Annotated in this window: 28 protein-coding genes, 1 tRNA gene and 1 riboswitch; of the genes, 11 read left to right on the top strand and 18 right to left on the bottom strand. The window is 56.4% G+C overall.

Annotated features, from left to right (window positions below):
* Positions 1–2 precede the first annotated feature (2 nt).
* The 5 genes from cobO to ACR0IK_RS09690 all read right to left on the bottom strand — a co-directional run bounded on the left by cobO (position 3) and on the right by ACR0IK_RS09690 (position 3,921).
* Positions 3–602, bottom strand: a complete 600-nt coding sequence (gene cobO, locus ACR0IK_RS09710) for a cob(I)yrinic acid a,c-diamide adenosyltransferase (protein WP_170672728.1) — start codon at positions 600–602, stop codon at positions 3–5.
* 57 nt (positions 603–659) lie between these two features.
* Positions 660–1,595 carry a DMT family transporter gene (locus ACR0IK_RS09705; protein WP_480641337.1) on the bottom strand — a complete coding sequence of 312 codons (936 nt, stop codon included), beginning with the start codon at positions 1,593–1,595 and terminating at the stop codon, positions 660–662.
* A gap of 32 nt (positions 1,596–1,627) precedes the next feature.
* Positions 1,628–2,302: an HD domain-containing protein gene (locus tag ACR0IK_RS09700; RefSeq protein WP_480592193.1), complete on the bottom strand. Its 675-nt coding sequence runs from the start codon at positions 2,300–2,302 to the stop codon at positions 1,628–1,630.
* Positions 2,286–3,386 (bottom strand): chorismate synthase, encoded by a 1,101-nt coding sequence (aroC, locus tag ACR0IK_RS09695; protein WP_480641336.1) that lies wholly within the window; start codon positions 3,384–3,386, stop codon positions 2,286–2,288. Before aroC ends, ACR0IK_RS09700 begins: the two co-directional genes overlap by 17 nt.
* A gap of 94 nt (positions 3,387–3,480) precedes the next feature.
* Complete coding sequence (locus tag ACR0IK_RS09690; RefSeq protein WP_480592197.1) at positions 3,481–3,921, bottom strand: 6,7-dimethyl-8-ribityllumazine synthase; 441 nt, start codon at positions 3,919–3,921, stop codon at positions 3,481–3,483.
* Between the two features lie 72 nt (positions 3,922–3,993).
* Positions 3,994–4,141, bottom strand: a riboswitch (FMN riboswitch).
* Between the two features lie 111 nt (positions 4,142–4,252).
* Between ACR0IK_RS09690 and ACR0IK_RS09685 the strand changes: the two genes are divergently transcribed.
* Positions 4,253–4,861, top strand: a complete 609-nt coding sequence (locus ACR0IK_RS09685) for a glutathione S-transferase (protein WP_480641335.1) — start codon at positions 4,253–4,255, stop codon at positions 4,859–4,861.
* A gap of 50 nt (positions 4,862–4,911) precedes the next feature.
* Here the strand turns inward: ACR0IK_RS09685 and ACR0IK_RS09680 are convergent, their stop codons facing one another.
* Positions 4,912–5,358, bottom strand: coding sequence for a c-type cytochrome (locus ACR0IK_RS09680; protein ID WP_480641334.1), 447 nt, complete (start codon positions 5,356–5,358; stop codon positions 4,912–4,914).
* 486 nt (positions 5,359–5,844) lie between these two features.
* On the opposite strand from ACR0IK_RS09680, the gene petA reads away from it, so the two are divergent.
* Genes petA through ACR0IK_RS09665 form a run of 3 tightly spaced genes read left to right on the top strand, consistent with a single transcriptional unit; the run spans position 5,845 to position 8,575 of the window.
* Positions 5,845–6,429: a ubiquinol-cytochrome c reductase iron-sulfur subunit gene (gene petA, locus ACR0IK_RS09675; RefSeq protein WP_170405069.1), complete on the top strand. Its 585-nt coding sequence runs from the start codon at positions 5,845–5,847 to the stop codon at positions 6,427–6,429.
* A gap of 11 nt (positions 6,430–6,440) precedes the next feature.
* Entirely contained in the window at positions 6,441–7,772 is a 1,332-nt protein-coding gene (petB, locus tag ACR0IK_RS09670) for a cytochrome b (protein ID WP_170405072.1), read from the top strand.
* Between the two features lie 17 nt (positions 7,773–7,789).
* Entirely contained in the window at positions 7,790–8,575 is a 786-nt protein-coding gene (locus ACR0IK_RS09665) for a cytochrome c1 (protein ID WP_480592203.1), read from the top strand.
* A gap of 137 nt (positions 8,576–8,712) precedes the next feature.
* Here ACR0IK_RS09665 and mtaB read toward each other — a convergent pair whose 3' ends face one another.
* Positions 8,713–9,969, bottom strand: coding sequence for a tRNA (N(6)-L-threonylcarbamoyladenosine(37)-C(2))-methylthiotransferase MtaB (gene mtaB, locus ACR0IK_RS09660; RefSeq protein ID WP_480641333.1), 1,257 nt, complete (start codon positions 9,967–9,969; stop codon positions 8,713–8,715).
* Positions 9,966–10,808, bottom strand: coding sequence for a diaminopimelate epimerase (gene dapF / locus ACR0IK_RS09655; protein ID WP_480641332.1), 843 nt, complete (start codon positions 10,806–10,808; stop codon positions 9,966–9,968). Before dapF ends, mtaB begins: the two co-directional genes overlap by 4 nt.
* A 212-nt stretch (positions 10,809–11,020) precedes the next feature.
* Here dapF and ACR0IK_RS09650 point away from each other — a divergent pair.
* Together ACR0IK_RS09650 and ACR0IK_RS09645 are read left to right on the top strand one after the other, a co-directional pair.
* Positions 11,021–11,096 (top strand) — tRNA-Lys (locus ACR0IK_RS09650).
* A gap of 333 nt (positions 11,097–11,429) precedes the next feature.
* Positions 11,430–12,068: an NYN domain-containing protein gene (locus tag ACR0IK_RS09645; protein ID WP_480641331.1), complete on the top strand. Its 639-nt coding sequence runs from the start codon at positions 11,430–11,432 to the stop codon at positions 12,066–12,068.
* Positions 12,069–12,116: 48 nt separating this feature from the next.
* Here the strand turns inward: ACR0IK_RS09645 and ACR0IK_RS09640 are convergent, their stop codons facing one another.
* Together ACR0IK_RS09640 and ACR0IK_RS09635 are read right to left on the bottom strand one after the other, a co-directional pair.
* Positions 12,117–12,629: a hypothetical protein gene (locus ACR0IK_RS09640; protein ID WP_480641330.1), complete on the bottom strand. Its 513-nt coding sequence runs from the start codon at positions 12,627–12,629 to the stop codon at positions 12,117–12,119.
* Positions 12,630–12,719: 90 nt separating this feature from the next.
* Positions 12,720–13,160 carry a hypothetical protein gene (locus ACR0IK_RS09635; protein WP_480641329.1) on the bottom strand — a complete coding sequence of 147 codons (441 nt, stop codon included), beginning with the start codon at positions 13,158–13,160 and terminating at the stop codon, positions 12,720–12,722.
* Positions 13,161–13,234: 74 nt separating this feature from the next.
* Here ACR0IK_RS09635 and ACR0IK_RS09630 point away from each other — a divergent pair, with 74 nt between their 5' ends.
* The gene (locus ACR0IK_RS09630; RefSeq protein ID WP_480641328.1) at positions 13,235–13,480 is read left to right on the top strand and encodes a helix-turn-helix domain-containing protein; all 246 of its coding nucleotides are present in this window, start codon (positions 13,235–13,237) and stop codon (positions 13,478–13,480) included.
* Positions 13,477–13,899, top strand: coding sequence for a Rap1a/Tai family immunity protein (locus ACR0IK_RS09625; protein ID WP_480641327.1), 423 nt, complete (start codon positions 13,477–13,479; stop codon positions 13,897–13,899). The genes ACR0IK_RS09630 and ACR0IK_RS09625 overlap by 4 nt, the downstream gene beginning before the upstream one ends.
* Before the next feature lie 92 nt (positions 13,900–13,991).
* On the opposite strand, the gene ACR0IK_RS09620 is transcribed toward ACR0IK_RS09625, so the two are convergent.
* Positions 13,992–14,339 carry a hypothetical protein gene (locus tag ACR0IK_RS09620; RefSeq protein WP_480641326.1) on the bottom strand — a complete coding sequence of 116 codons (348 nt, stop codon included), beginning with the start codon at positions 14,337–14,339 and terminating at the stop codon, positions 13,992–13,994.
* A 282-nt stretch (positions 14,340–14,621) separates the two neighbouring features.
* Here ACR0IK_RS09620 and ACR0IK_RS09615 point away from each other — a divergent pair, with 282 nt between their 5' ends.
* Positions 14,622–14,789 (top strand): hypothetical protein, encoded by a 168-nt coding sequence (locus tag ACR0IK_RS09615; RefSeq protein WP_480641325.1) that lies wholly within the window; start codon positions 14,622–14,624, stop codon positions 14,787–14,789.
* 105 nt (positions 14,790–14,894) lie between these two features.
* Here the strand turns inward: ACR0IK_RS09615 and ACR0IK_RS09610 are convergent, their stop codons facing one another.
* Positions 14,895–15,527: a hypothetical protein gene (locus ACR0IK_RS09610; RefSeq protein WP_480641324.1), complete on the bottom strand. Its 633-nt coding sequence runs from the start codon at positions 15,525–15,527 to the stop codon at positions 14,895–14,897.
* A 413-nt stretch (positions 15,528–15,940) separates the two neighbouring features.
* On the opposite strand from ACR0IK_RS09610, the gene ACR0IK_RS09605 reads away from it, so the two are divergent.
* Complete coding sequence (locus ACR0IK_RS09605) at positions 15,941–16,204, top strand: hypothetical protein (RefSeq protein WP_480641323.1); 264 nt, start codon at positions 15,941–15,943, stop codon at positions 16,202–16,204.
* Positions 16,205–16,364: 160 nt separating this feature from the next.
* Here the strand turns inward: ACR0IK_RS09605 and ACR0IK_RS09600 are convergent, their stop codons facing one another.
* From ACR0IK_RS09600 to ACR0IK_RS09580, 5 genes are all read right to left on the bottom strand, one after another.
* Positions 16,365–16,625, bottom strand: a complete 261-nt coding sequence (locus tag ACR0IK_RS09600) for a hypothetical protein (protein WP_480641322.1) — start codon at positions 16,623–16,625, stop codon at positions 16,365–16,367.
* Between the two features lie 302 nt (positions 16,626–16,927).
* Positions 16,928–18,910 (bottom strand): hypothetical protein, encoded by a 1,983-nt coding sequence (locus ACR0IK_RS09595; protein WP_480641321.1) that lies wholly within the window; start codon positions 18,908–18,910, stop codon positions 16,928–16,930.
* Positions 18,907–20,844, bottom strand: coding sequence for a transglycosylase SLT domain-containing protein (locus tag ACR0IK_RS09590; protein WP_480641320.1), 1,938 nt, complete (start codon positions 20,842–20,844; stop codon positions 18,907–18,909). Before ACR0IK_RS09590 ends, ACR0IK_RS09595 begins: the two co-directional genes overlap by 4 nt.
* Positions 20,841–21,080 (bottom strand): HGGxSTG domain-containing protein, encoded by a 240-nt coding sequence (locus tag ACR0IK_RS09585; RefSeq protein ID WP_480641319.1) that lies wholly within the window; start codon positions 21,078–21,080, stop codon positions 20,841–20,843. The genes ACR0IK_RS09590 and ACR0IK_RS09585 overlap by 4 nt, the downstream gene beginning before the upstream one ends.
* On the bottom strand, positions 21,071–21,496 hold the full coding sequence (locus tag ACR0IK_RS09580; protein WP_480641318.1) for a hypothetical protein: 426 nt from the start codon (positions 21,494–21,496) through the stop codon (positions 21,071–21,073). Before ACR0IK_RS09580 ends, ACR0IK_RS09585 begins: the two co-directional genes overlap by 10 nt.
* 295 nt (positions 21,497–21,791) lie before the next feature.
* On the opposite strand from ACR0IK_RS09580, the gene ACR0IK_RS09575 reads away from it, so the two are divergent.
* The gene (locus ACR0IK_RS09575) at positions 21,792–22,349 is read left to right on the top strand and encodes a DUF5675 family protein (protein WP_480641317.1); all 558 of its coding nucleotides are present in this window, start codon (positions 21,792–21,794) and stop codon (positions 22,347–22,349) included.
* Between the two features lie 32 nt (positions 22,350–22,381).
* Here ACR0IK_RS09575 and ACR0IK_RS09570 read toward each other — a convergent pair whose 3' ends face one another.
* Positions 22,382–23,020, bottom strand: coding sequence for a hypothetical protein (locus ACR0IK_RS09570; protein ID WP_480641316.1), 639 nt, complete (start codon positions 23,018–23,020; stop codon positions 22,382–22,384).
* Between the last annotated feature and the right edge of the window lie 333 nt (positions 23,021–23,353).

Here is a 23,353-nt window from a genome sequence, read left to right as displayed (position 1 = left end):
CTTCAGAAATCCACGCCGCGCTGGGCTTTGATGCCGGCTTGGAACGGGTGCTTTTCCTCGGTCATTTCCGTGACCAGATCAGCATAGTCACGCAGCGCTTGCGGGGCATCGCGGCCGGTCAGGAACACGCTGGTCTTGTCGGACCGCTCATTCAGCCCGTCGATCACCTGATCCACCGACAGGTATTCGTAGCGCAAGGCGATGTTGATCTCGTCCAGAACCACCAGATCATACTCACCGCTGGCCATCAGCGCGCGGGCCTTGTCAAAGGCGGCGTTGGCGGCGGCGATGTCACGTTCCTTGTCCTGCGTGTCCCAGGTGAAGCCTTCACCCATTGTGTGCCAGGTCACCAGATCGCGCTCTTCGAAAAAGCGCCGCTCGCCGGTTTTCCACTTGCCCTTGATGAACTGCACCACGGCAACTTTCTGGCCCCAGCCCAACGCCCGGATCACCACGCCAAACGCGGCCGAGGATTTGCCCTTGCCCTTGCCGGTGTTGATCAGAACCAGCCCGCGCTCCGGGTCGACGGCTTCGGACACTTTCTTGCGGTGCTGGGCCTGCACCTTCTGCATCTTTTCCTTGTGATCTTGTGCGTCGCTCATCGGCGGAACCTCTCTTGATTTGCGCCCAAACTAAGCGAAGTTTGACAAAGGTAAAGATCAGGCCTTTGGGTCCGGGGCCGATTTGTCCTTGCCCCGATCCACGCCCAACTGCCGTTCGCGCAGAATGACCAGCACGTTGCCAGCAATGACCAGCGCCGCACCACCCAGCATGACAAGGGTCGGCAACTCATCGAACCATATATAGCCGATGACAATGGCAAACAGCATGGTCGTGTAATCATATGGCGCCAGCATTGACGCCTGCCCGAAACGATAGGACGAGGTCACAAGGATCTGCGCCACGCCACCGATCAACCCGATACAAGCCAGTATCAGAGCCTGTTCCAACGTCGGCATTGTCCATCCCCAAAAGGCTGTCAGGGATGATAACAGCGTGGCGGTCAGCGAGAAATAAAAGACCACAGCAGCGGGATGGTCGACCTGCACCAGTTGCCGGATGTGGATTTGCACGAACGCCCGCGCGATGGTGGCCGCCAGCACGCAGAGCGCGCCGATGGTGGCCGCGGTGTCCATGTTGTTGCCGCCCAGCCGTGGCCAGATCATGATCAGCACCCCCAGCAGACCGATGGCGACCGCGCCAATGCGGATCATGCGGATCCGTTCGCCCAGCATGACCGCGGCCAGAATCAGCGTGAAGATCGGCGTGGCATAGCCAATCGCCGTGACCTCGGGCAGGGGCAGCAGGCTGAGGCCGGTAAAGGTCAGGCCCATGGCACTGGTGCCCAGAACGCCGCGCCAGAAATGCCCCACGGGTTTCTTGACCACCAACCCCTGCACCAGCTCACCCCGATAGACCAGCCAGCCGATGATCACCGGAACCGCAAAGAGCGAACGGAAGAACACCATCTCTCCGGGCGGGAAATCGACCGACAACGCTTTGACCAGCGCCTGCATTGCCGTGAACAGCACCAGCGCGCAAAGTTTCAGCGATACGGCCAGAACCGGTCGATGCGATGTTAAGGGTTTTGCCATCGGCGCGACCCTGCGCTTTTACCTTGCAAAGATCAACGGTCCGAACGGTGGGTCGCCCAGGATTGAGGCAGGGGGCTGCCGATCTCTTCTGCAAATTCCTCAAGGAAACGGATCATACGCTGAACGCGCTTCTTGGCGATCCGCTTTCCCGCGTCTGTCAGCATGTCATCCGGAAGGTTCAACAACTTCACCTTCCAGTGGTCGATCGAATAATGGAGATCTTCAAGAGGACGGTTTGCGGCGAACGGGTCCGCCGCATCGTATAGTGTCCGCCCCAGTGCGCCCGATACGGAAAAGTTTCGTGCCACCCCGATTGCCCCAAGCGCATCCAGCCGATCGGCATCGCGCAGAATACAGGCCTCGGGCGTTTCCGGGGTGATATTTGCCGAGAAACTATGCGCTTCGATGGCGTGTTGAATCGCGCTGATCTGGGTCTCGTTGTAGCCCAGTTCCCTCAGGATAGGCTCTGAATCTTGTGCCGACTTGCGCGAGGCCAGATGGCGTTCGGGGTCGTCTTTCGGCAGATTGACCAGATCATGCAGATAACTGGCGGCCAGCAACACGGATCGGTCCGTTACCTCATCGGCAATGTTCTGAGCATTCACCCAGACACGGTCCAAATGAGCCAGGTCATGCGCGGGATCGGTCTCCATCCGCTGCGCGACCACTGCGCGCAGGCGCGAGCGCAGATCAGCCGATCCGTCCACGGTTCTCTCCGATCTGGCCACGGTGCAGCAGCAGGTGGTCGAGGATCACGCAGGCCATCATTGCCTCACCCACTGGCACCGCGCGGATGCCGACGCAGGGGTCGTGGCGGCCTTTGGTGATGATCTCGGTTTCCTCGCCGGACTTGGTGATGGTCTTGCGGGTGGTCAGGATCGACGAGGTCGGTTTCACCGCAAACCGCACGACGACGTCCTGCCCGGTCGAGATGCCGCCCAGAATGCCGCCCGCGTGGTTGCTGCTGTATTGCGGGCCATCCTGACCCATGAAAATCTCGTCAGCATTGGCCTCGCCGGTCAGTTCGGCGGCGGCCATGCCTTCGCCGATCTCGACACCTTTGACGGCGTTGATCGACATCATCGCTGCGGCCAGATCAGTGTCTAACTTGGCATAAACCGGTGCGCCCAGCCCGGCGGGAACGCCGCGGGCCACGACTTCGACCACAGCTCCGACCGAGTTGCCGGATTTGCGCAGGTCGTCCAGATACACGGCCCAGTTTTCGGCGGCCTGCGCGTCGGGCGTCCAGAACGGGTTCTGTTCGATCTGCGACCAGTCGAAATTGGCACGGTCGATCTTGTGCGGGCCGATCTGGGTCATGTATCCGGTGATCTGCACGTTCGGCGCGATCTGCTTGATCGCCTCACGCGCCAGCCCGCCCGCCGCCACGCGCGATGCGGTCTCACGGGCCGAACTGCGCCCACCGCCGCGATAGTCGCGAATCCCGTATTTCTGCCAATAGGTGATATCGGCGTGACCCGGACGGAACTTGTCCATGATATCGCCGTAGTCTTTCGAGCGCTGATCGGTGTTCTCGATCATCAGCTGCACGGGGGTGCCCGTTGTCTGACCTTCGAACACGCCCGACAGGATTTTCACCTGATCGGGCTCGCGCCGTTGGGTGGTGAACTTGTTCTGCCCCGGTTTGCGCTTGTCCAGCCAGTGCTGGATCATCGCCGCGTCAATCGCGACGCCCGGCGGGCAGCCGTCAACTGTGGCACCCAAGGCGGGCCCGTGGCTTTCACCCCAGGTGGTGACGCGGAAGAGGTGTCCAAAGCTGTTCATCGACATGGGGCGTGCTCCTTTGCGCGACGTGATTAGCGGGCAAGGCTCGCGGCCTCAAGCGGATTTGCGGTTGGGGCGGGGTCGCCCCAACCAGGTGTGCCTATGCCGCACGGGTCAGAGTGGCGCGGGTTTTAGTGATATTCAGTGCTGCCTGTGCAGCCTCACGCCCCTTTTCCACGAAATGCGCGCGGTAAATGGCGTTGTGGTGATCGGTTTCCTGATATTGGTGCGGGGTGAGCGAGACCGAGAGGACGGGAACGCCTGTATCCATTCCGGCACGCATCAGGCCGTCGACTACGGCTTGTGCCACGAAATCGTGCCGATAGATGCCCCCATCCACCACAAAAGCGGCACAGGCGACGGCAGCGTATTGGCCGGTTTGTGCCAGATCGCGTGCGATCAGCGGCATTTCGAACGCACCGGGGACGTCGAAAACATCAACCTGTTCGGCAGGGATGAGTTCAAGGAACCCGTCCAGCGCGCGGTCGACGATATCGGAATGCCAGTTGGCTTTGACAAAAGCATAGCGGGTGTGTGTCATCATGATCTCCTTTCGTAACAGACACGTCACCCAAGGCGATCACGAGCAGACGCGCCGCATCACCGGCACGCTGCACGTTCTCTTTCATCCGGACTGTAACCGTCGGCTCTGGCCTCTCACCAGATCTGCTTGTCACCCCGGCACCGGGGCCGCTCGCGGGCTTACGGGTCGTGGCCCGCATACCGCCGGTGGGGAATTCCACCCCGCCCTGAGAACGAGGTGGAATTTGCCAAGACGCGTTCACTTCTGCAAGGGGGTTCGCGTCCGGGCAATTGACGGGTTTTGTTTCCATGGTCGTCCTGTAAGGTCGCTGCAACCAAGGAGAGCGCGAATGAAACTTTATCACAGTCCAACCTCGCCCTATGTCCGCAAGGTGATGGTTTTGCTGCACGAAACCGGCCAGCTTGCGGATGTCGAGGTGATGACCATTGCCACCACCCCGCTGACTCCGGCCGATGAGTTGCAGGGTAAAGTGCCGCTGCAGCGCATTCCCGCGCTGGAGCGCCCCGATGGCCCGACACTGTTCGACAGCCGGGTGATCTGTGCCTTTTTGGACACGCGCGCCAAGGTGGGGATGTATCCTGACGGGACCGGGCGCTGGGATGTGCTGACGCTGGAAGCGATGGCTGACGGCATTCTGGATTCGGCGGTGGGGATGGCCTACGAAGCGCGCTTGCGTCCCGAGGACAAGCAGTGGGATACGTGGTTGGATGCGCAATGGGGTAAGATCGAACGGGCCTGTGCCGCGCTGAACCAACGCTGGATGGCGCATCTGTCAGGCCCGCTGGATATGGGGCAGGTGGCCGTGGCTTGCGCGCTGGGCTATCTGGATTTGCGCCACGATGCCCGGAATTGGCGCAAAGGCAATGATGCGCTTAGCGAATGGTTTGCCGCCTTCAACGAACGGCCCAGCATGGTAGCGACCCGTCCGGAGGGTTGACCCGGTTTCAGCTGCGCTGGCCATGACAGGCAGGGCCAGCGCATGGTCGATCAGGGCGCGCTGAACGTGGCAAGATAGGCGGCGATGTCGTCGGCGCCTTTTTTCAGTTTCACACTCATGTTCGGGCGCGCGGTCTTGTCATCCAGATATTCCTGAATGAACCCGATCGGGTCCTGCGAATAGGCAGAGATAGTTTCTTCAGTCCAGACCAGACCCTCTTCGCCGGCGCGGATCATATCATCGGTGAACATTCCGACAGGCAGGCGCTCGCTGCCATAGCGGTAGTCATTTTCGGCTCCGGCGACGCGGCCGACCACACCGTAGAGATTCGGTCCGGTGATGCCGCCTTTGACCAGAACCTCACCATCTTTGATGATCGCATGGCAGGAAGAGCAGCGGTTATAGAGTTTTTCGCCCTTGGACGGATCACCAGCCGCCAAGGCTTGTGACGTAAGGGCAATCATAAGGGTCAACACTGTTGGAATGAGTTTTTGCATTGAAGGCGTCCTGCTGAGGTTGGGAATTAATCGGGCCTTCCTAGATTCCCGTTAAAAGTGCAATCGAAATCAAACCAGCGTAAGGCTCTATAAAATATCTATTTTCAACTCAGTTTTTTCCCGGTCACGAATTTCCCGAAAGTGGAAAATTGCATGGCGAAAATAGGTCAGAATCTTGCAAGTCATGCGGCTTGTGACGGGAGGATAGCTGATCCTGATGGTCTGTTCCTGTCGGGATGTACCTGAACCGAATCACATAGACAGAAAATTCTCATTATTGGCGGATTCCCCCGCTTAAGCCTGCCTAGAACTTGAAAATTCACCCCTTCGTTGTGACATGAATGCCCAGATGCGGCGTAGTGCGCGCCTATGACCGCTGGACGAACCGATTTCTCCCGGCTAGATAGCCGCGATGAGACGCCGCTTTGATGCGGTGTTGATGCATGTTTGCCCGCAACCGCGGGCGCCGGAATCGGAGAAAACCTCGTGTCCCACGCAGAAGACAACGAAGGCACCCGCAGAGATTTCCTCTACTACGTCGCTGGCGGCGCAGGTGTCGTTGCGACGGGTGCAGCCGTATGGCCCCTGATCAACCAAATGAACCCATCGGCAGACGTTCAGGCGCTGTCCTCGATTCGCCAGGATGTCAGCGGTGTCGAGCCGGGCACGCAGCTGACTGTGAAATGGCTGGGCAAGCCTGTATTCATCCGTCACCGTACCGGCGCTGAGATTCAAGAGGCTCAGGAGCAGGACGCTGAAGGCGTAGACGCACTGCCTGATCCGTTGGCGCGCAACTTCAACCTGCCCGCCGATGCCCCTGCAACCGATGCCAACCGCGTGATGCCGTCGCCAGAAGGCGAAGCGCCCGGCGCATGGATTGTTCAGATGGGCGTTTGCACGCACCTGGGCTGTGTACCTCTGGGCGATGCTGGTGATTTCGGTGGCTGGTTCTGCCCCTGCCACGGTTCGCACTATGACCTTGCCGGTCGTATCCGCAAAGGCCCCGCGCCTGAAAACCTGCCCGTTCCGCCCGTTGAATGGGTGGACGCGACAACCATCAAGCTCGGCTAAGGGAGACCCAGATGTCCGGAATTCCCCACGATCATTACGAGCCGAAGACAAACGGTGAGAAGTGGCTGAACAGCCGACTGCCTATCGTCGGCCTGATCTACGACACCATCATGATCCCCACCCCCAAGAACCTGAACTGGTGGTGGATCTGGGGCATCGTCCTGGCGTTCTGCCTGGCGCTGCAGATCGTCACCGGTATCGTTCTGGTGATGCACTACACCCCGCATGTTGATCTGGCCTTCGCCAGCATCGAGCACATCATGCGCAACGTGAATGGCGGCTATATGCTGCGCTACCTGCACATGAATGGCGCGTCGCTGTTCTTTGTTGCGGTCTACATCCACATCTTCCGCGGCCTGTTCTACGGCTCGTACAAAGCCCCGCGTGAAATCACGTGGATCATCGGGATGCTGATCTACCTGATGATGATGGGCACTGCCTTCATGGGCTACGTTCTGCCCTGGGGTCAGATGTCCTTCTGGGGTGCGACCGTGATCACCGGCCTGTTTGGTGCGATCCCGTTTGTGGGCGACGCGATCCAGACCTGGCTGCTGGGCGGACCCGCGGTGGACAACGCCACGCTGAACCGCTTCTTCTCGCTGCACTACCTGCTGCCGTTCGTAATCGCGGCGCTGGTGATCGTGCACATCTGGGCTTTCCACACCACCGGCAACAACAACCCGACGGGTGTTGAAGTGCGCCGTGGCTCGAAAGCCGAGGCCGAGAAAGACACGCTGCCGTTCTGGCCCTACTTCGTGATCAAGGACCTGTTCGCGCTGGCCGTGATCCTGGTCGTGTTCTGGGCGATTGTCGGCTTCATGCCGAACTACCTGGGCCACCCGGACAACTACATCGAAGCCAACCCGCTGGTCACACCTGCGCACATCGTGCCTGAGTGGTACTTCCTGCCGTTCTACGCGATCCTGCGTGCCTTCACCGGTGAGGTCTGGGTTGTACAGTTCGCCAGCTTCATCACCGGCGGCATTGTTGACGCCAAGTTCTTTGGCGTGATCGCGATGTTCGGTGCGATCCTGGCCATGGCCCTGGCGCCCTGGCTGGACACCTCGAGCGTGCGTTCGGGCAAGTACCGTCCGATGTTCAAATGGTGGTTCTACCTGCTGATCATCGACTTCTTTGCCCTGATGTGGCTGGGTGCGATGCCCGCGGAAGAGCCCTATGCGACCTTCTCGCTGATCGCGTCCGCCTACTGGTTCGCCTATTTCTTCGTGATCCTGCCGATCCTCGGTGTGATCGAGAAGCCTCTGGCACAGCCCGAGACCATCGAAGAAGACTTCAACGCGCATTATGGCAAGGCTGACGCCGACGCCACGCCGGCCGAGTAAGAAGAGGGACCGGAAACATGTTCAAGAAACTTGCAATCGGTGCCGCGTTTGCTCTGGCCCTTGCTCCTGCTGCGTCCTACGCAGCAGGCGGTGGCGAGCAGCATATCGAGGACTTCCACTTCTCGTTCGAGGGGCCATTCGGAACTTGGGATCAGAACCAACTGCAGCGCGGTCTTCAGATTTATACCGAGGTCTGCGCAGCCTGCCACGGCCTGAGATACGTGCCCCTGCGCGACCTTGAGGCGCTGGGCTATTCGGAAGAAGAAGTTATTGCGTATTCGGCGGCCAACTTCGAAGTGTTCGATCCTGAGCTGGACGATTTCCGCCCGGCCATCCCGACCGACCACTTCCCGGCCAATGACGGCGTTGGGGCACCGGACCTGAGCCTGATGGCCAAGGCCCGCGCCGGTTTTCATGGCCCCTACGGTCTGGGTATCAACCAGCTGATCAAAGGCATGGGTGGTGCGGAATACATCGCCTCGCTGCTGGACGGGTACACCGGTCACGAAAAGGAAGAGGCCGGCACGGTCCTGTACGAAAACACTGCCTTCCCAGGTGGTTGGATTTCGATGGCACCCCCGCTGGCGGATGATCAGGTCGAGTTCACCGATGGTCACCCGGCCACGGTTGAAGCCATGTCCGAGGACATCGCCGCCTTCCTGATGTGGACGGCCGAACCGAAGATGATGGAGCGCAAATATTCCGGCTTCGTCGGCGTGATCTTCCTGTCGCTGCTGTCGGTCCTGCTGTACCTGGTCAACAAGCGCCTGTGGGCCGCTGTAAAGGGCAAGAAGAAGCACTAAGCGCTGATCTTCCTTAGAATTAAGAACCCCCGCGCCACTGGCTGCGGGGGTTTTTTATTTGGGGGGGGAGGGGCCAGCCCCTTCTTGGCCTGCGGCCAATTCAACTCCGAGGTATTTTGGGCCAGATGAAGAGCGAATCAGGCAGTGAGTTGGGTTTTGGTGGCGCCAGTGATTGTGGCGGTCACGATCTGCCCTTCTGTCTGAGGGGTTCCGAATGACACCTCGGTGAATTGTTCGGTGCGGCCCATATTGGGGTTTTCCATCAGGATATGATGGGTCCTGCCGATCTGCTCGGTCAGGTGCTTGGCCACCTGAGCGCCACCCGCCGTGCGGAGCCGGGCGGCCCGGTTCTTGATGATGGTGCCGTTAATCTGCTGCGGTATGCGGGCAGCTGGAGTGCCGTCGCGCTTGGAATAGGGGAAGACGTGCAGCCAGGTCAGATCGCAGTCGGTGACAAGCTTCAGTGAGTTTTCGAAATGCGCCTCGGATTCGGTCGGAAAGCCCGCGATGATGTCAGCGCCAAAGGTCATCTCGGGGCGCAGCTTGCGGGCTTCTTCGGTGAAACGGATGGCGTCGTCGCGCAGATGACGGCGTTTCATTCGTTTCAGGATCAGATCATCCCCGTGCTGCAGCGACAGGTGCAGATGCGGCATCAGGCGCGGCTCGGTGGCGATGGCCTGCATCAGGTTCTCATCCACCTCGATTGAGTCGATCGAGCTGATCCGCAGGCGCGGCAGGTCCGGCACCAGTTTCAGGATGCGCATCACCAGATCGCCCAGCTTGGGCTGTGCAGGCAGGTCGGCGCCCCATGAGGTCAGGTCGACCCCGGTCAGAACAACTTCGTTATAACCGCGATCCACCAGCCGCTTGATCTGGTCCACCACCACGCCCGCAGGAACGCTGCGCGAGTTGCCGCGACCGTAGGGGATGATGCAGAAGGTGCAGCGGTGGTCACAGCCATTCTGGACCTGCACATAAGCGCGCGAGCGGGTGCCAAACCCGTCGATCAGGTGGCCCGCCGTTTCGGTGACCGACATGATGTCGTCGACCTGCACGGCCTCGGTTTGGCCGATGAAATCCGCGGCCATACCTTTCCAGGTGCCGGGCTGCATCTTTTCGGTGTTGCCGATGACGGCGTCGACCTCTTCCATTCCGGCAAAGGTTTCGGGTTCGGTTTGCGCGGCACAGCCGGTCACGATCAGCCGCGCGTTGGGATTTTCGCGGCGCAGCTTGCGAATTTCCTGCCGAGCCTTGCGCACCGCCTCGGCGGTCACGGCGCAGGTGTTCACCACCACCGCATCGGTCAGGCCGGCCTGTTGCGACAGTTCCCGCATCGCCTCGGTCTCATAGGCGTTCAGGCGGCAGCCCAGTGTAGCGAATTTGGGCGCGCTCATCCCAGTGACCTCAGAAAGTCCGGAGTCAGAGTGCCCGAGAACACGTGGCAGGTGGGTCCGGTCATCCAGACGCCATCCTCGCGCCAGTCGATCCAGATGGTACCACCGTCCAGGTCGATCTGCACCTTACGCCCGGTGAGGCCGCGCCGTGCGGCGGCAACGGCAGTTGCGCAAGAAGACGAGCCCGAGGCCAGCGTGATGCCCACGCCTCGTTCCCACACGCGCATGCGGATATGATCTGGGCCGATGACCTGCGCCACCTGCACGTTCGTGCGCTCGGGGTACAGGGGGTGGTATTCGTACCGCGCCCCGAACTCGGTCAGAGGGATGGCCTCGGCGTCCTCGACAAAGAAGGTACAGTGCGGATTGCCCATTCCGGTGGCGGTTGGCCCACCCTCGATCGGCAGCTCCAGCGTTTCGACTTCTTCGGCCAGCGGAATCTCGTGCCAGTCCAACTGCGGCGGCCCCATGTTGACCGAGGTCAGCCCTTCGCCTGCATCGCGTGCGTACAGGGTGCCGCGTTCGGTTGTCAGTGTCAGTTCGGGTTTGCCGGTTTCCTCCATCAGGAAACGCGCAATACAGCGCGTGGCATTCCCACAGGCGGCCGAGGTCGATCCGTCGGCGTTGTAGAACACCAGGTGCGCATCCGATTCGCCGTTTTCAATCACCGCCAGCTGGTCGAATCCGACACCAAACTGCCGATGCCCGATTCCCCGCGCCAGAGCCGGCATAATCTCAACACTTTGCGCGCGCGCATCGACAATAACAAAGTCATTGCCTAGTCCGTGCATCTTCATGAAGGGCAAACCGGAGGTCAGTATTCGTTGCATGGCGCGCATATAACCCTGCGCTTGAAAGGAATCCACCCTGCGGTGAAGATTCCTGAAAAAAGGGGTTGACCCCCCCGCGCCACCTGCCTAATTAGGCCGCCTATCGGGTCGCCGGAAACAAGTTAAGTGAAGGCGAAACGAGGCGCAAAATAAAGGCTTGAACCCGGTCGGGAAAATGCCTTAGAGAGCGCCACGGATCAACAAGATCCAGACAAAAGAGTGGGCCGTTAGCTCAGTTGGTAGAGCAACTGACTTTTAATCAGTGGGTCGCAGGTTCGAATCCTGCACGGCTCACCACTTTTTATCAATATATATCAAAACCTTATGCAATGCCTTGCGTCACTTAGTTGAGCGACGGAGGCGTATACTTGTTGTTCTGGGGGACATATAGGGGACAAAAACTGCGAATTTCGTCTTTCGTGTGTTTTCATTGAAAAGAGGACCGACCGCATTGTTAGTCAGCCCCTAGTGGTTGCCAACGCAGTATAAAAAAACAGAAACTGCGACACTAGTTTCCTTGACAGCGAGTCTCTCCTGACTCATATAGGGATTATTGCATCCCGGCAGATTTATCTGTCGCAAGCCGTGGGCGTGAAAATGCTCACGGCATTCGCATTTCTGGAGGTCTAGTTGACGAAGGTCATTGCCTATATTGACGGGTTCAATGTTTACCATGCAATCGAGGATGCAAATCGTGCGGTACGAGGTGCGCGCTCACACTTAAAGTGGCTAAATCTCTGGTCATTGATGGAAGAGTTCATCGATCCATCGGTTCACAAAGTGGGCGCAGTTAAGTTCTTTACCGCATACCCGACATGGAATCCTCAGAAGCATAAAAGGCACAAGAACTATGCCGATGCTTTGGAATACGTCGGGGTTACCATAATTGAGGGGCAATTTAAGCCTAAGACAAGTTTCTGTAAAAACTGCAAAACGGAATACAAAGGACGCGAAGAGAAAGAATCTGATGTTAACATCGCGATGCATCTGATTAATGACGCGCACCTGAACTTGTTTGATCAAGCTTTCTTGGTAACAAATGATTCTGACTTACTTGGGCCAGTGAGGCTTTTGCGGAATACTTTCGACAATAAAAAGATCAAAGTAATCGCGCCGCCATTCAGACCACATAGTAAAGAGTTGTGGGCTGCGGCTGACAAAAGAGGCAAGATTCAAGAAGAGCACATGCTCCGAAATCTCTTGCCTGAGACCGCGACAGACGAGCATGGTAACGAGATTTTTCGACGCCCAGTTGAGTACGATCTGTGACGATCCTGCTCTACGTTTGTTTTTCGTATTGTATCAGGAATTGCTGTCTTACAGAGACACCTTGGCCAGTTCAGAGCTCGCGACCACCAACGGCGGTTCCTTAGGGAACGACCGAATATCAAACCACTTGAAACACGTTCCATCTGCGTTGCGCTTGTCACCCATGTGCAGGAATGAACCTGCCGTCCTGTGTCGTATCAGCGCCGCCCTGAACGCCCGCAGGTCAATCAGCCACCATCTTACAATCGATTGTCCGTCTGGCCCCGCATGGCCGTAGAACATCCAGTCGCCATAGCCGTTCACTATCTTGGATAGCTCCGTCTCAGCACCAGTAGGTAACTTTGCCCTGATGGTGAACTGGTGCGGGTATCTTGATGCGTAGCCGTGACGTCTGACCCTGGCTGCAATCCGCATGTCTTTGGCGTCTAGCATCAACAAATCCGTGGCCTGAGAATGGTCCAGCGGATCTGGTGCAGCTTGTATAATGTGATTGCCGATGATGCTCTTTATCTCGGGCAAGAACTGGTCCGACCAGTGCCGGTTGACGCTGTAATAACTCATATCAATTCTCACTAAGGAAAAGGGCGCAGATAATGCTGCGCCCCGTGTTTAATGTTGATGATTTGTCCAGTTGGGGCCTCAATGTGATTTCTAAACCTCCAATTTTCTAATCAAACGATGGGCCAAATCAGCGTTAGCTTTTGATTTAGAAACCTGTTCTTCGCACACCCGAACAATGGTCAGGATAGCTTGCATTTCATAGAAGCTGTCGTCCATTGCATCGCGGGCAATGCCCCTGATCCCCATTAACAGCGCCTCGGTCTGATCCAACATTTCGTCAGTGTCGGTAATCTCAGCAAGCAGATTCAGAGCCTTCTTTCTCGCCTCTCTGGGATCACTTGGCAGGGATGCGAAATACTCCGCGTCCTGCTGCCGTAGCGAGTCAATTTTCTTTATCTTGTCCCGGTAAACGGAATCCCCGCAGCGGGGCAAACCGCCGTTTATATGGTTTTCATACTCACTGACGCGGCTGGGTGGTTGCTTTAATCCGGGCATATCTCCCCCATTCGCGCAGGCGCGTTGTTCTTGCATTGCTGTTTCCTCCGATTGTGTTATGATCCTTAGGGATCAATATAAACACTGATCCGAAGGGATCAAGAGGTAAAATGACAGGCAACCAACTGCAAGCGGCGAGAGCGCTTATCGGATGGTCTCAGGTTCAGGTGGCAGAAGCAGCGAACGTTTCGGTTCCGACCGTCAAACGAGCTGAAGGTGCGGGCAGAATATCTGCGTCAACAAACGCGATAGACGCCATCCGTGCCGCACTAGAAGCCCAAGGCGTTCAGTTCCTGGATGAGGGAGATACGGCTTATGGGCCGGGCGTGGTTTTGGTGAGAAAGGGTGGCCAGTGAAAAAAGTTCAAAAATTGGTCCGCAATCTCGCGCTGTTAACGGCTCTCGTAACCGGCGACGGTTTAGTGTCGGCTGGGGCACAAGCTCAGCAAATCAGTGGTAACTCACTCTATGAGGCTTGTAGAAGCGAAAACTCTGTAATGGCAGGGTTTTGCATTGGCTATCTAATCGGCGTTATTGAGGGGCGCAGTATCGGTGCTTTTCAGGTCTTGGCTCAATTGGATTCCAGCGAAAATACGGAAGATGCAAACGGCCTTATCAATCACTTCCTCGGCCACTGCATCCCAGATACAGCCTCAAACGAGCAGCTTCGAGACGTAGCAGTTGAGTACCTCAGCAAGAACCCATCCATTAGGCACGAAACTGCCCGTTTACTGGTTTGGCAGGCCTATGTTGAGGCGTTCCCATGCCAAGGATGAGTAACTTTAAGAAGCTGTGCAGTTGTTCGTATCATAGATGAAACCGGCGACCTTGGCTTTAAGCTGGAAAAGGGTTCCTCCCCAAAAGAAATTCAATCTGTTTCGTTGATCGCCCGGGATAAGCAATCGTCATCGACTAGGTTACGGCCACCTGCAAGCATGGCAACTTTTGCGTCCCTCTCGGACGTTGCCAATGTCATAGGTCTCCGTCCAAAGGGAGTAAGTTTCTCAATCATGCAATCCGCCAAAACTTCGTTTTGTTGTTCCTTCAAGCCCTCAAGGGAGAGGTGTTTGACGTAGTTTTCCTTAGCGAGCTGCGTAATCTGGGCAGCTTCGTTTGCCTCGCGTGTCGCTTCATCTGCCTTAAATTCACTGCGTACAAGAATGGCGGTGAGTACGGCCACAACGAACAAGGCAGCGACTATCAAGGCTTTCTTCAATGCTGAAACTTCCCAAACTATAAAGTGAGGGTTACCTATCCCGCGCGGCGCTGTAAACCATGAAGCCCACAAACCTTCTATGCGCATAGAAAAACGAAATCAGCGCCTAGGGCCTGCTACATCCGCTACATTCGCTACATGGCCTAGCCCCCTTATGACTGAGAAAAAGCCCGCTACGGGGATTCCCGAATTGGTCTTGAGAGGGGTTGCTCATAAAATGGCCACTATGAGCTAGGCTAAGAAGTAGGCCCCCAGCATTCCTATCTTCGTTGAGGTTTTGCTATGACCATTGTCCGCACCCCGACCGAATACCGCGCCGCACTCCGGGAAATAGAGTATCTGTGGGGATCTGAGCCTGATACCGAGGAAGGCCGCAAACTGGACGAGTACCTAGCTGCGGTGGATCGGTACGAAGAAACCAAGAAACCCGTACCGGAATTGCAGGGGTAGCGTTTCGTTCCCCGCCAGACCTGATATGCGGACCACAGAGCCGTGCATGTGCCTGACGGGCAATTTGGGGCCTCTGAGGCGAAACGTGGGGTGAACCCAATTGCGTTACCTTCGGACCTCTAACTCTAAACTCAGAGCGCCGACAAAACTGCAATCAGGAATACCTTTGCAGAGACTTGAACTACCTATAATCGGCGAGGGAAGTCGGACCCGAAGTATGCCCTTTCTGCCCAATGAGGTTGCTTCCATAGTTCTCGATTTTTTCCATCTCGCATCATCGGCGAAAAATGTTGGTTCCTCCGACAGGGCCTTAAATAGTTGGTCGGAAAGTGGAGCGAGTGCATCGCTGACATTCGCCGCAAAGCTACAGTGAAAAACATCAAAGCTGCCAGCATCATTAGAAGAGTGCCAAAGTATGGTGCTATCTCCAAAATTCAGTTTGACACGCCCTCCGTCATCAGTGTTGCGCGAAGCAAAATAAAAGTCAGGTGATGGCCGCTCGTATCTTTTTAGTCCAAGTTCTCTCCCTTTCTTCCGAACAAAACTTGGATCGTCTACATGTTCCACGCAGACATCCAGGAATAGTTTCGTAACCTGCTGGGAAGTAAACTCCGCCTTTGGAACAACAACATTCGGTTCGCTAATTCTGGCGATACGTCTTTCTTCTTTCGATGCACACGCGCTTACGCCGAATAGAATGGCCCCTAGGGCTAGAAAAGAACAGAAACGATGAAGCATTTTTACCCTAAATTACTTAGCACAACCATCGTTAGAAACCTTCGAAGCGCAATGCAATTATCCCCACCGTCGCATGGTGCGCTTTTCCGGCACCCCTCGGTCAAATCTAGGGTACGTCCCCCATTGGGGGGTGAACAATCACGCCGTGCTGATGCCTGCTTTCAGGCATGAATTGCGCCCGATGGGGCGAACCCTCCGTGCGCTCTGGCTTTCCTGCTTAACGGAAAGGGGAGGGCGTATCCTTTCCCGCATAGACCGCCTCGGAAAAAGCGGTGACGGTTGCCTAAATCAGCCTATTTTAAGCTATCTATTTCGCTCTACTGTAGACGCTGTTGGCCTGCGCCAATTTGCACCACTAGCAGAATCGTGACTGAGACGCGTAGCTTCAACTCCATTCAACTTGGAGATTTATTATGGCTTACTTCCTGGTGACCTACGATGTTGTTGAGGGCAACAGCTACGATGAGATAATCAAGGAATTGGAAAGGCTAGAAGCAGTTCGCACCCAAGCGTCAGTTTGGTTGCTTGATATCCGGAACACGGCGCATCAGGTAAAAACACACCTAGCTCAGCACCTTGAAGACGATGATAAGTTGATGGTTGTCGAATTCGACAAGGAGCCAGCATGGACCAGGGGTTTTAAAGGGACAAAAACATGGATTGATGAGCGGTTCTAGTCTGGGCTGGCTTCGGTCTCGGAGTTGTTTCCGGACAACTTCTTAGGAATGTTGAATTCGAGCTTTCCGCTGCGACCATGAAGGATCATATACTTGATCCTCGCTTCCTCATCGCTGCTTTCGGGAAGTACAATCCATTTCCCGCCTATTGCGTCTATCTTCACTGGTGATATTCCTTTCGTTTTCGTGCTGCCATCTTGCGACAGCCTTCCTTGCAATACTTGGCGTCGATCCGCTTCCACTCGGGCATGAGGCCCCCGCAGTAGGCGCAGTGCCAGCCTCGGGAATAGTTTTGTGCCAGCTTGTTTGCCCGCCGTGCAATCCGGTGCGCGTTCTGCCAAGGATAGGACGTGAAGTTCACCCGCACGTAAGGCGGGTTCAGTTCTTCGATCCAGATTGATGCATACTCTCGGTCTGTCATTCTGTACCTTTTCCGGGAACTGCCATTGAAATTGCTGGGTAATTTGGAGCTAACTCCCCCTGCGGGCTTTACAGGCCATCTGCCAAGGACCATCTTGAGTGCATGACAGTTGCTGACCTTTCCATTTTCGAACTGTATTGCGTTGCAATGGCATCCGCGTCCATTCTTGTGCTGGGTTGCTGGGCGTTCTTGACCGTTCTGCGTGACACCGAAAATCAACTGTCTTGGCTGGGGTATGGATTCATTGCGCTTGGTGCGATGGGAGGGATTGTAGGCCCCGCGCTATACGGGGCCTGGATACTTTACTCTGGACTTAGCTGAGGCCCGACTCCGTTCAGCATCAGGGCGCGGACAATCATGTCCCTGACCTTGCTGGGGGCCTGAGCCGCTACCTTTTGCAGGTTGGCAGGCAAACCCGACCCCATAAGCGCTTTGACAATCTCAGGGGCAACACGCGCCTCTCGGCCCGCTGTGGCCTTCCTGAGAAATGCCCCGCCACCGTGACGTGCAGCCAGCATAGCCGCAGCACCGGCACCAGCACCTTGAATGTCACCAGTTGTGGCAAGTCCCGCACCACCGCCGACGCCACTCAACAGACCTTGCTCAATGAGTTGGCGGGCCGTGGTGGAATTACCCGTCAAAGCCCGGTGCGTGTTGCCAAAGGTGCGTTCATTGGCAATCTGCTTCTGAACCTTAGCGGCCCCCTCCGGCCCCAAAGCGGCTTGCATGGCGTCCTGCTGGCGACGTGGGCCAAACAGGCTGTCTACAACGCCGGGGGTGTCCCTGCGGTTCTGTAGCTGGTCTATCTTGCCCGATGCGTAGCCCTGTGCAACTTCGTCAGGGTGTGCAACTGCTGCCTTTTCTGCACGGCGGGCATAGTCTGCCGACACACGCGGCTTTGCACCCTCTGCGCCGATATTAACGGCATTCTCTCGGGTTCTGGCACTGGCTGCTAATTGCCTTGCGCCCCCGTACTCTGGCATCAGGTCATCAATCCGTTCGCGAACCTGCCTTGACAGCATCCCAGCAATCGCCTGTTCGTTTGTCGGACCTTGCCCAAGAGAGGGGCGGGCCATGTCATCCAAGGCTTTCTTAGCTCCATCCAGTATCGCCAAGTTGGACGGATCGCCGGGAATGCCTTCAGCCACCATGCGGTCACGGGCAAGGCTCTGCCCCCGCTCAAAGGCAGTACGGCCCATACCGGATCTGGCTAAGCTATCAAAGGCGTTCAGGTCGATATCGTGGCCCAAAGAGCGGGCCTCGTTATAGGCTGCGTCAATTCCTGGTTTGGTCTTTTGGCGGATGCCGTGAGCCAAATCATCAACCGACTGCGGCGCATCCATCCGCGATGCCTTCAGAAGGCTATCAGTCAAGCGGTCGCTCTGACCCGCCATACGGGCCGCTGAGGCGCTTTCCAGCATTTCGCGGGCTTCGGGGTTAGCATTGGCCGCTGCACGTCCCAGAGCGCGCCCACGTTCGCCCATGGCGTCGATCAACATCCCCTCGGGGCCGAGGTCATCCAGTATTGCCGCCGTCTCCGGTGTCAGAGCTTGTGCGATACGGGCCTGTGCCTGAGAAACTGGCTTACCAGCTCTGCGAGCGATGTATCCACTGACGGCAGGGGCGGCAGAAAGGGCACCTGCAGCAGCACCGCCGGTGGCCGCGCCGATGCCTGCGCTTAAGGCGGCACCTTCTGCGCGTTCCGTCAGGTCGCCATCGGTGTGACCAGCGCCAGCCAACAAACCATATCCGAATCCATCAGCCATAGAACCCGCAACCGCCTTACCCGGCGTCGAAGCCTTAGCCGCCAGACTCAGCCCAGCTTTGCCGATTCCGGCAGCGCCGGTTGCAATGCCCGCCACGTCGCCAACGGTTGAAGCGGTCGGATGGTGAGCCCGTGCCGCCTGTGAACGAGCCTGTTCTTCGGCAAGGTTTTCACTAAAGCTGTCGGTCGCGTGTGGGATGACACCGGGCGGCATCCCATATGCCACCGGACCCAGAGTTTCCCCCAAGGCCCTTACCTCATCACCGAACCCGAACAGGGCTGTATCTGCCGCGCTGCGGACACCTGCGCCGATGCTTTCGAAGTCGCGGATATTGGCACGGGGCACCATCCCGCTTTGCCGCAGGGCGGTCATGGCCCGTTCAAACAAAGACGGGTCATAAGGGGCGACAGTAGAGCCGTCCCCTGACGGAATATCCGGGTTTTGCGCCGCCTGTCGGGCTGCTGCCTGCCGCGCTTTCAACTGACGCAGCTTGAGGGCTGCGATTGGGTCGTTACTCAAAATCCTAACTCCTGATAGCGAAGGGACAGGGCTTGTTGCTGGGCAGGCGTCAAACTGTCTATGTCGATATTGTTCAGGTCCCCAACTTCCATGGTGGTAAAGTTGAAATCCCCCGCCGCTTGCTTCGAAGGAAGGCGCTGCGTGTTTCCAGTCGGCAAGTCCGCAGACCGGCCCATAAGGTACGCCTCTGCCTCCGTGGACAGCTTGCCGAATACACTCTCAACGGTATCTAGCGTGCTGAGAAGGCGCTCCTCGGACATGTCCTGTTTCAGTGCACCGAGTTGGGCTCCTAAGAGGTCGATTTCCTTTTCGGTCACCTGTCCAAGTCCGCTTGCGCCGGTTGCACTGGCTTGCTTGAGCTTTTCCAGCCGGTCGAACACCACCATGCCCTTAAGGGTTTCGAGCATCCCGGCCATGTCTGCCGATTCCTGGTTGATATGCCTCAACTTGCTGCCAATGACCCCGACTTCGGGAAGGTCGAAAAAGCCGCCACTCCTTAGCATCTTTCGGATTTCCTGCGAGGTTTCCACCACTACACTGCTTCGATTGGCTTCTGCCTGCGCCGCTGCCTGCGCGGCTTTGGCATCTGCTGCGCTTGTATCCTCTGGTCCGCCAACAATCGGGGCCATTGTCGCGATACCCTGCTCATTCAGGACAACTTGCCCCGTGGCCGGGTCGCGTACGTACATGAACCCGTTCGGGGCTTTTGGATATGCAGGAATCGGCGCGTTTCCACCACCAACGGTGATATTGCTCTGAGCTGCACCAGCCTTTTTGATATCCGTCTGATACTGAACGATATCGCCCTCATAGCCACCAGCAACAGCAGCGTCATAGTTCTGCATTAGCGTAGTCTTGTCTGGCTGCGGGTTCTGCATCTGCTCAAGCTCAATCTGAGCGCGTTTTAGCTGCATCTGACGCAGCGGGTCATTTGCCTGCGCCCACTGGTCATAGGCTTTGCTATCCGCTGCCCTGCGGTCCTCTAGTTCCGCCATCAACATGGCCCGCTGACCCTGATTGATCCATGGGCTTGAAAGCGCCTCATAGAAGGCGCTGTAGTCTTGCTGATGAGGTTGTGCGGGTTGCGGAGAACCGCCGCCAAACTTGTTGACCCACTGATTTGCGAAGTCGCCAGCGGTAACACCTGCACCACCGGCATTTAGGGCGACGGCCTGATCCCCCACAATGCTTGCAGCGCTTGCGTTGGGATTGGATAGCAACTTAGCCGCACCACCCGCGCCTTGCTGGTGGGCAAGGTATAGCTCACCCGCGCTGGGGTCGCGCCCCAAGACTTCGCGCAGATGGGCCGCATTGTCTGCTGCCAGTTGCGCCGCAGCCCGTGCCGATGCGTGTGGGTCTGTCTTATCCGCCAATCCGTACTGTTGTGCCGTGCTGTCGATGAACTGGAACATTCCGCCAGCGCTCGATTTCGGGTTCTGAGCATGTGGGTTCCCGCCGCTTTCAATTTGCGCCGTACGGGTTAGATACCCGGCAGGCAGGCCGTGCTGCTGTTCCAAACTTTCGAACACACCCTGCATCGACATGGCGTCGGGCTTGCCAAGGGCGGCCATAGTCGCGTCACCGATTTCCTGCGCTTCGGAACGTGGCCGTGCGAAAGAAGCGCCCGCGCCGGGGTTCGATGAATCGAAGACGCCGAAAGTGGGGTTAGATGGCTGTCGCCCAGAAAGGGCTGCAGCAATGAGACCTGTAGCTTTCTCACGGCCCTGTGCCTGGCTGCGCTCAATCTGCTTGCTCAGTCCGCGCACCATTAGGGCGTTGCCGATAGCGTGTAACCCTTCGCCAAGGTTTTGCGGCATCCGGTTTGAGTTCGCCATAAGGGCGTTCACAACCTGACGGTTCCGCTGCAAATCATCATACGATACGCCAGTATCGCCCCCGAAGACGAAACCCGGCTGCTTGTTGGTGCCCGTCATTGCCTTACCTCATTCGATTCCTGGCCCATGGTTTCCATCAGGGCCAGTGCTTTGTTGATTTCTGCCCAGCGAGCTTTTGCACCCTCTGATTGCCGTTTGCGGCCCGCCGCAGTCCTTGCTCCTGTTGATGCGCCTCCGTGCAGGCGACAACGGGTCTTCCCTGGCATGGGTTCATTCATGCAACGGGTGTCGTCGCGCAGTTTTGCGCCGCAGATCCGTGATTCCGTCAATGACATTTGCGCCACCCCCACATGATTGCAGGGCCATCCGAAAGGGGCAGCACACCTGTTTGCTGAAAACCCACTTGCTGATGTAGCCAGATATTGGGCCAGTCAGTGGGGCTAACCGCCGTGATGTACTCGGGTTTTTCTTCGTCCCAGAAGGCGTTGACGATGGCTTTCAGGTCTTCATCGGGGCATTCGCAGGTATCGCCCGAAAAGTGTGCCTCCACATGCCAAACGTTCTGGATATGGCTCAGAGTGAAAATGCCAATAGTGCCGTCCAGACGCCAGTACTGGACCAACCCGCTGCAGATCAGTTCTGCGGCGTCACCGGCCAGTTCTTCGAACTTGTCCTGGCCGAATTCACGCGCGAGCGATATGCGTTCGGCCTTTGCCCGAATATCCTGCTTTTCTTCCTGCGCCGCCTGCATCGCAAGCCCCCGTTATTACCTGATTTAACGGTATCATATTACCCCATACAAAGCAAGAACAAGTCGTGAACGTATGGTAACTGTGCGGTGCCAAAACATCACTGTAAAACTAGGAGATTTCCTTAGATTTTAGGGCCGACTTTCCATTGCTTCAGTAGGGTTGCCCGCTGATTAAACAGGTTTTTTCCATCACTGTGGACAGAACAACCTATTGTTTGACCCACGCAGTAAACTAGACCACGATATTCGGAGTTATTTTGATTTGATCTACTATAGAGCTGTTTAGGGGTGATAAATGACTATTCCGCAAAGTGGTTTCGTAATACTGATTGAAAGAAAACGAACTCAATCTAAAGGTTCAGGTCCAGGGCGTAGGTATCGAACCGTCGGAGAGTACAAGTGCTTTCTGGATGGTATTCCAATTACATCGCCAAATATGACAGGGGCGTCCGTGGAGCCGCGAGGCCCTGGGGACAACAGTAGCTCAGGCGTTTCGAATTCCAGAAGAATACAAGAAGGCACATACCAGCTAGGTACTCATGGGTTTTCAACTTCGAAATATCACACAATTGACTACAAGAGTGATGGTCGACCTAGACCAGGAGTCTATGTCCACGATACAGGAAAACGCACTGCAATCCTAATCCACAGAGGGGTTGGCTTCAAAGCAACTATTGGCTGCATAAATTTGACCAAGAGCATTGCTGGCCCTGACGACGACATAAGCGGGACGAACAGTTACATTCATCTTGATGAATTGATTAGGTATATGAAAACCAATCTGCCCGGTTTCCCAACTGATGCAGGCGAAAGAATTGACGATGCCTGGCTAGTCATCGAGGGGGAGCCTTGAACACACAATTCAGTCTTGTGCTTTGTGTGCAGCTATTCCTTGGGATCGTTGGCGGAGCTAAGTTTTTGGTGAGTCACGCAACCTTTCAATTTGCCTAGGTATTCAAGCAAATCTTCTGGCGTTGCTGTGGAATCTCTTACCGAGAACCTCTGACGCGTGCCCGCTACTCCTTGTTCACCCGGCAAGGATGCTTTGAATGCATTGATAAACGTGGAATAGTCCGCCAGTTCACGTGTCAAGCCACGGTATACTGTTATGCGAACTTCGCGGATGACGGCAAGTGTAACTTCTGCGGCAACTTTGGAATCAGCATATTTTGAGTTTTTTGAGTAGATTGTTGCTACACCACCAACACAGTTTAATGTTTGCGCGCCGTCATAAATGCTCTCGATAGAGGTTTTGTTCAAACCTCTGGCGGCAGTTTGCTGCAATCCAACTGCCGCCAGTCCACGATTGGCAAGGGCAGTGTCAGACGCACCTTTTACCCCTCCCGCTACGACTGACGCAGCCGTGAGTATTACAGCACCGCTGACAACATCCTGAGCCTTTTGCGAACTTCTTCCAGCGCGAAAATAGGCTTCTGCAAGCATGTTTGCTTCTCGAGCCGCTTCGACCAAACTCCCTGCGTTTTCTGGTTTAAGTGTGTTGTGACTAGAGGGATCGCCATACAACTCTCGCTCCTTGCTGCTAAAAAATAATCCGAGCAACCAGCCAGAAAGACAAATGCGAAAAATAAAAACTTGCGGAACATTAACTTCTTACCTTGGAAAACTTTAGTTGAGTATCACTCCAAAATGCGTGCTTTAGTTCAAGACAATTTCAACCTATTGGTTGCGTATCATTCTACTTCACAACCAAAGTCTGTCAAATTTTTGGCTCCTACCATTCGAAGGCAGTGAGGATTACTCCGCAACTCAGGATCACCTTGCACTCTGTTTTGTCGGTGCAGTCCTCACTAGTATTTACCGCTCGTTAACCACCTTACGGCCAATCTCAACGGAAGG

Source organism: Ruegeria sp. BF7 (genome assembly GCF_056538605.1).
This window is presented reverse-complemented; position numbering and strand designations above follow the sequence as displayed.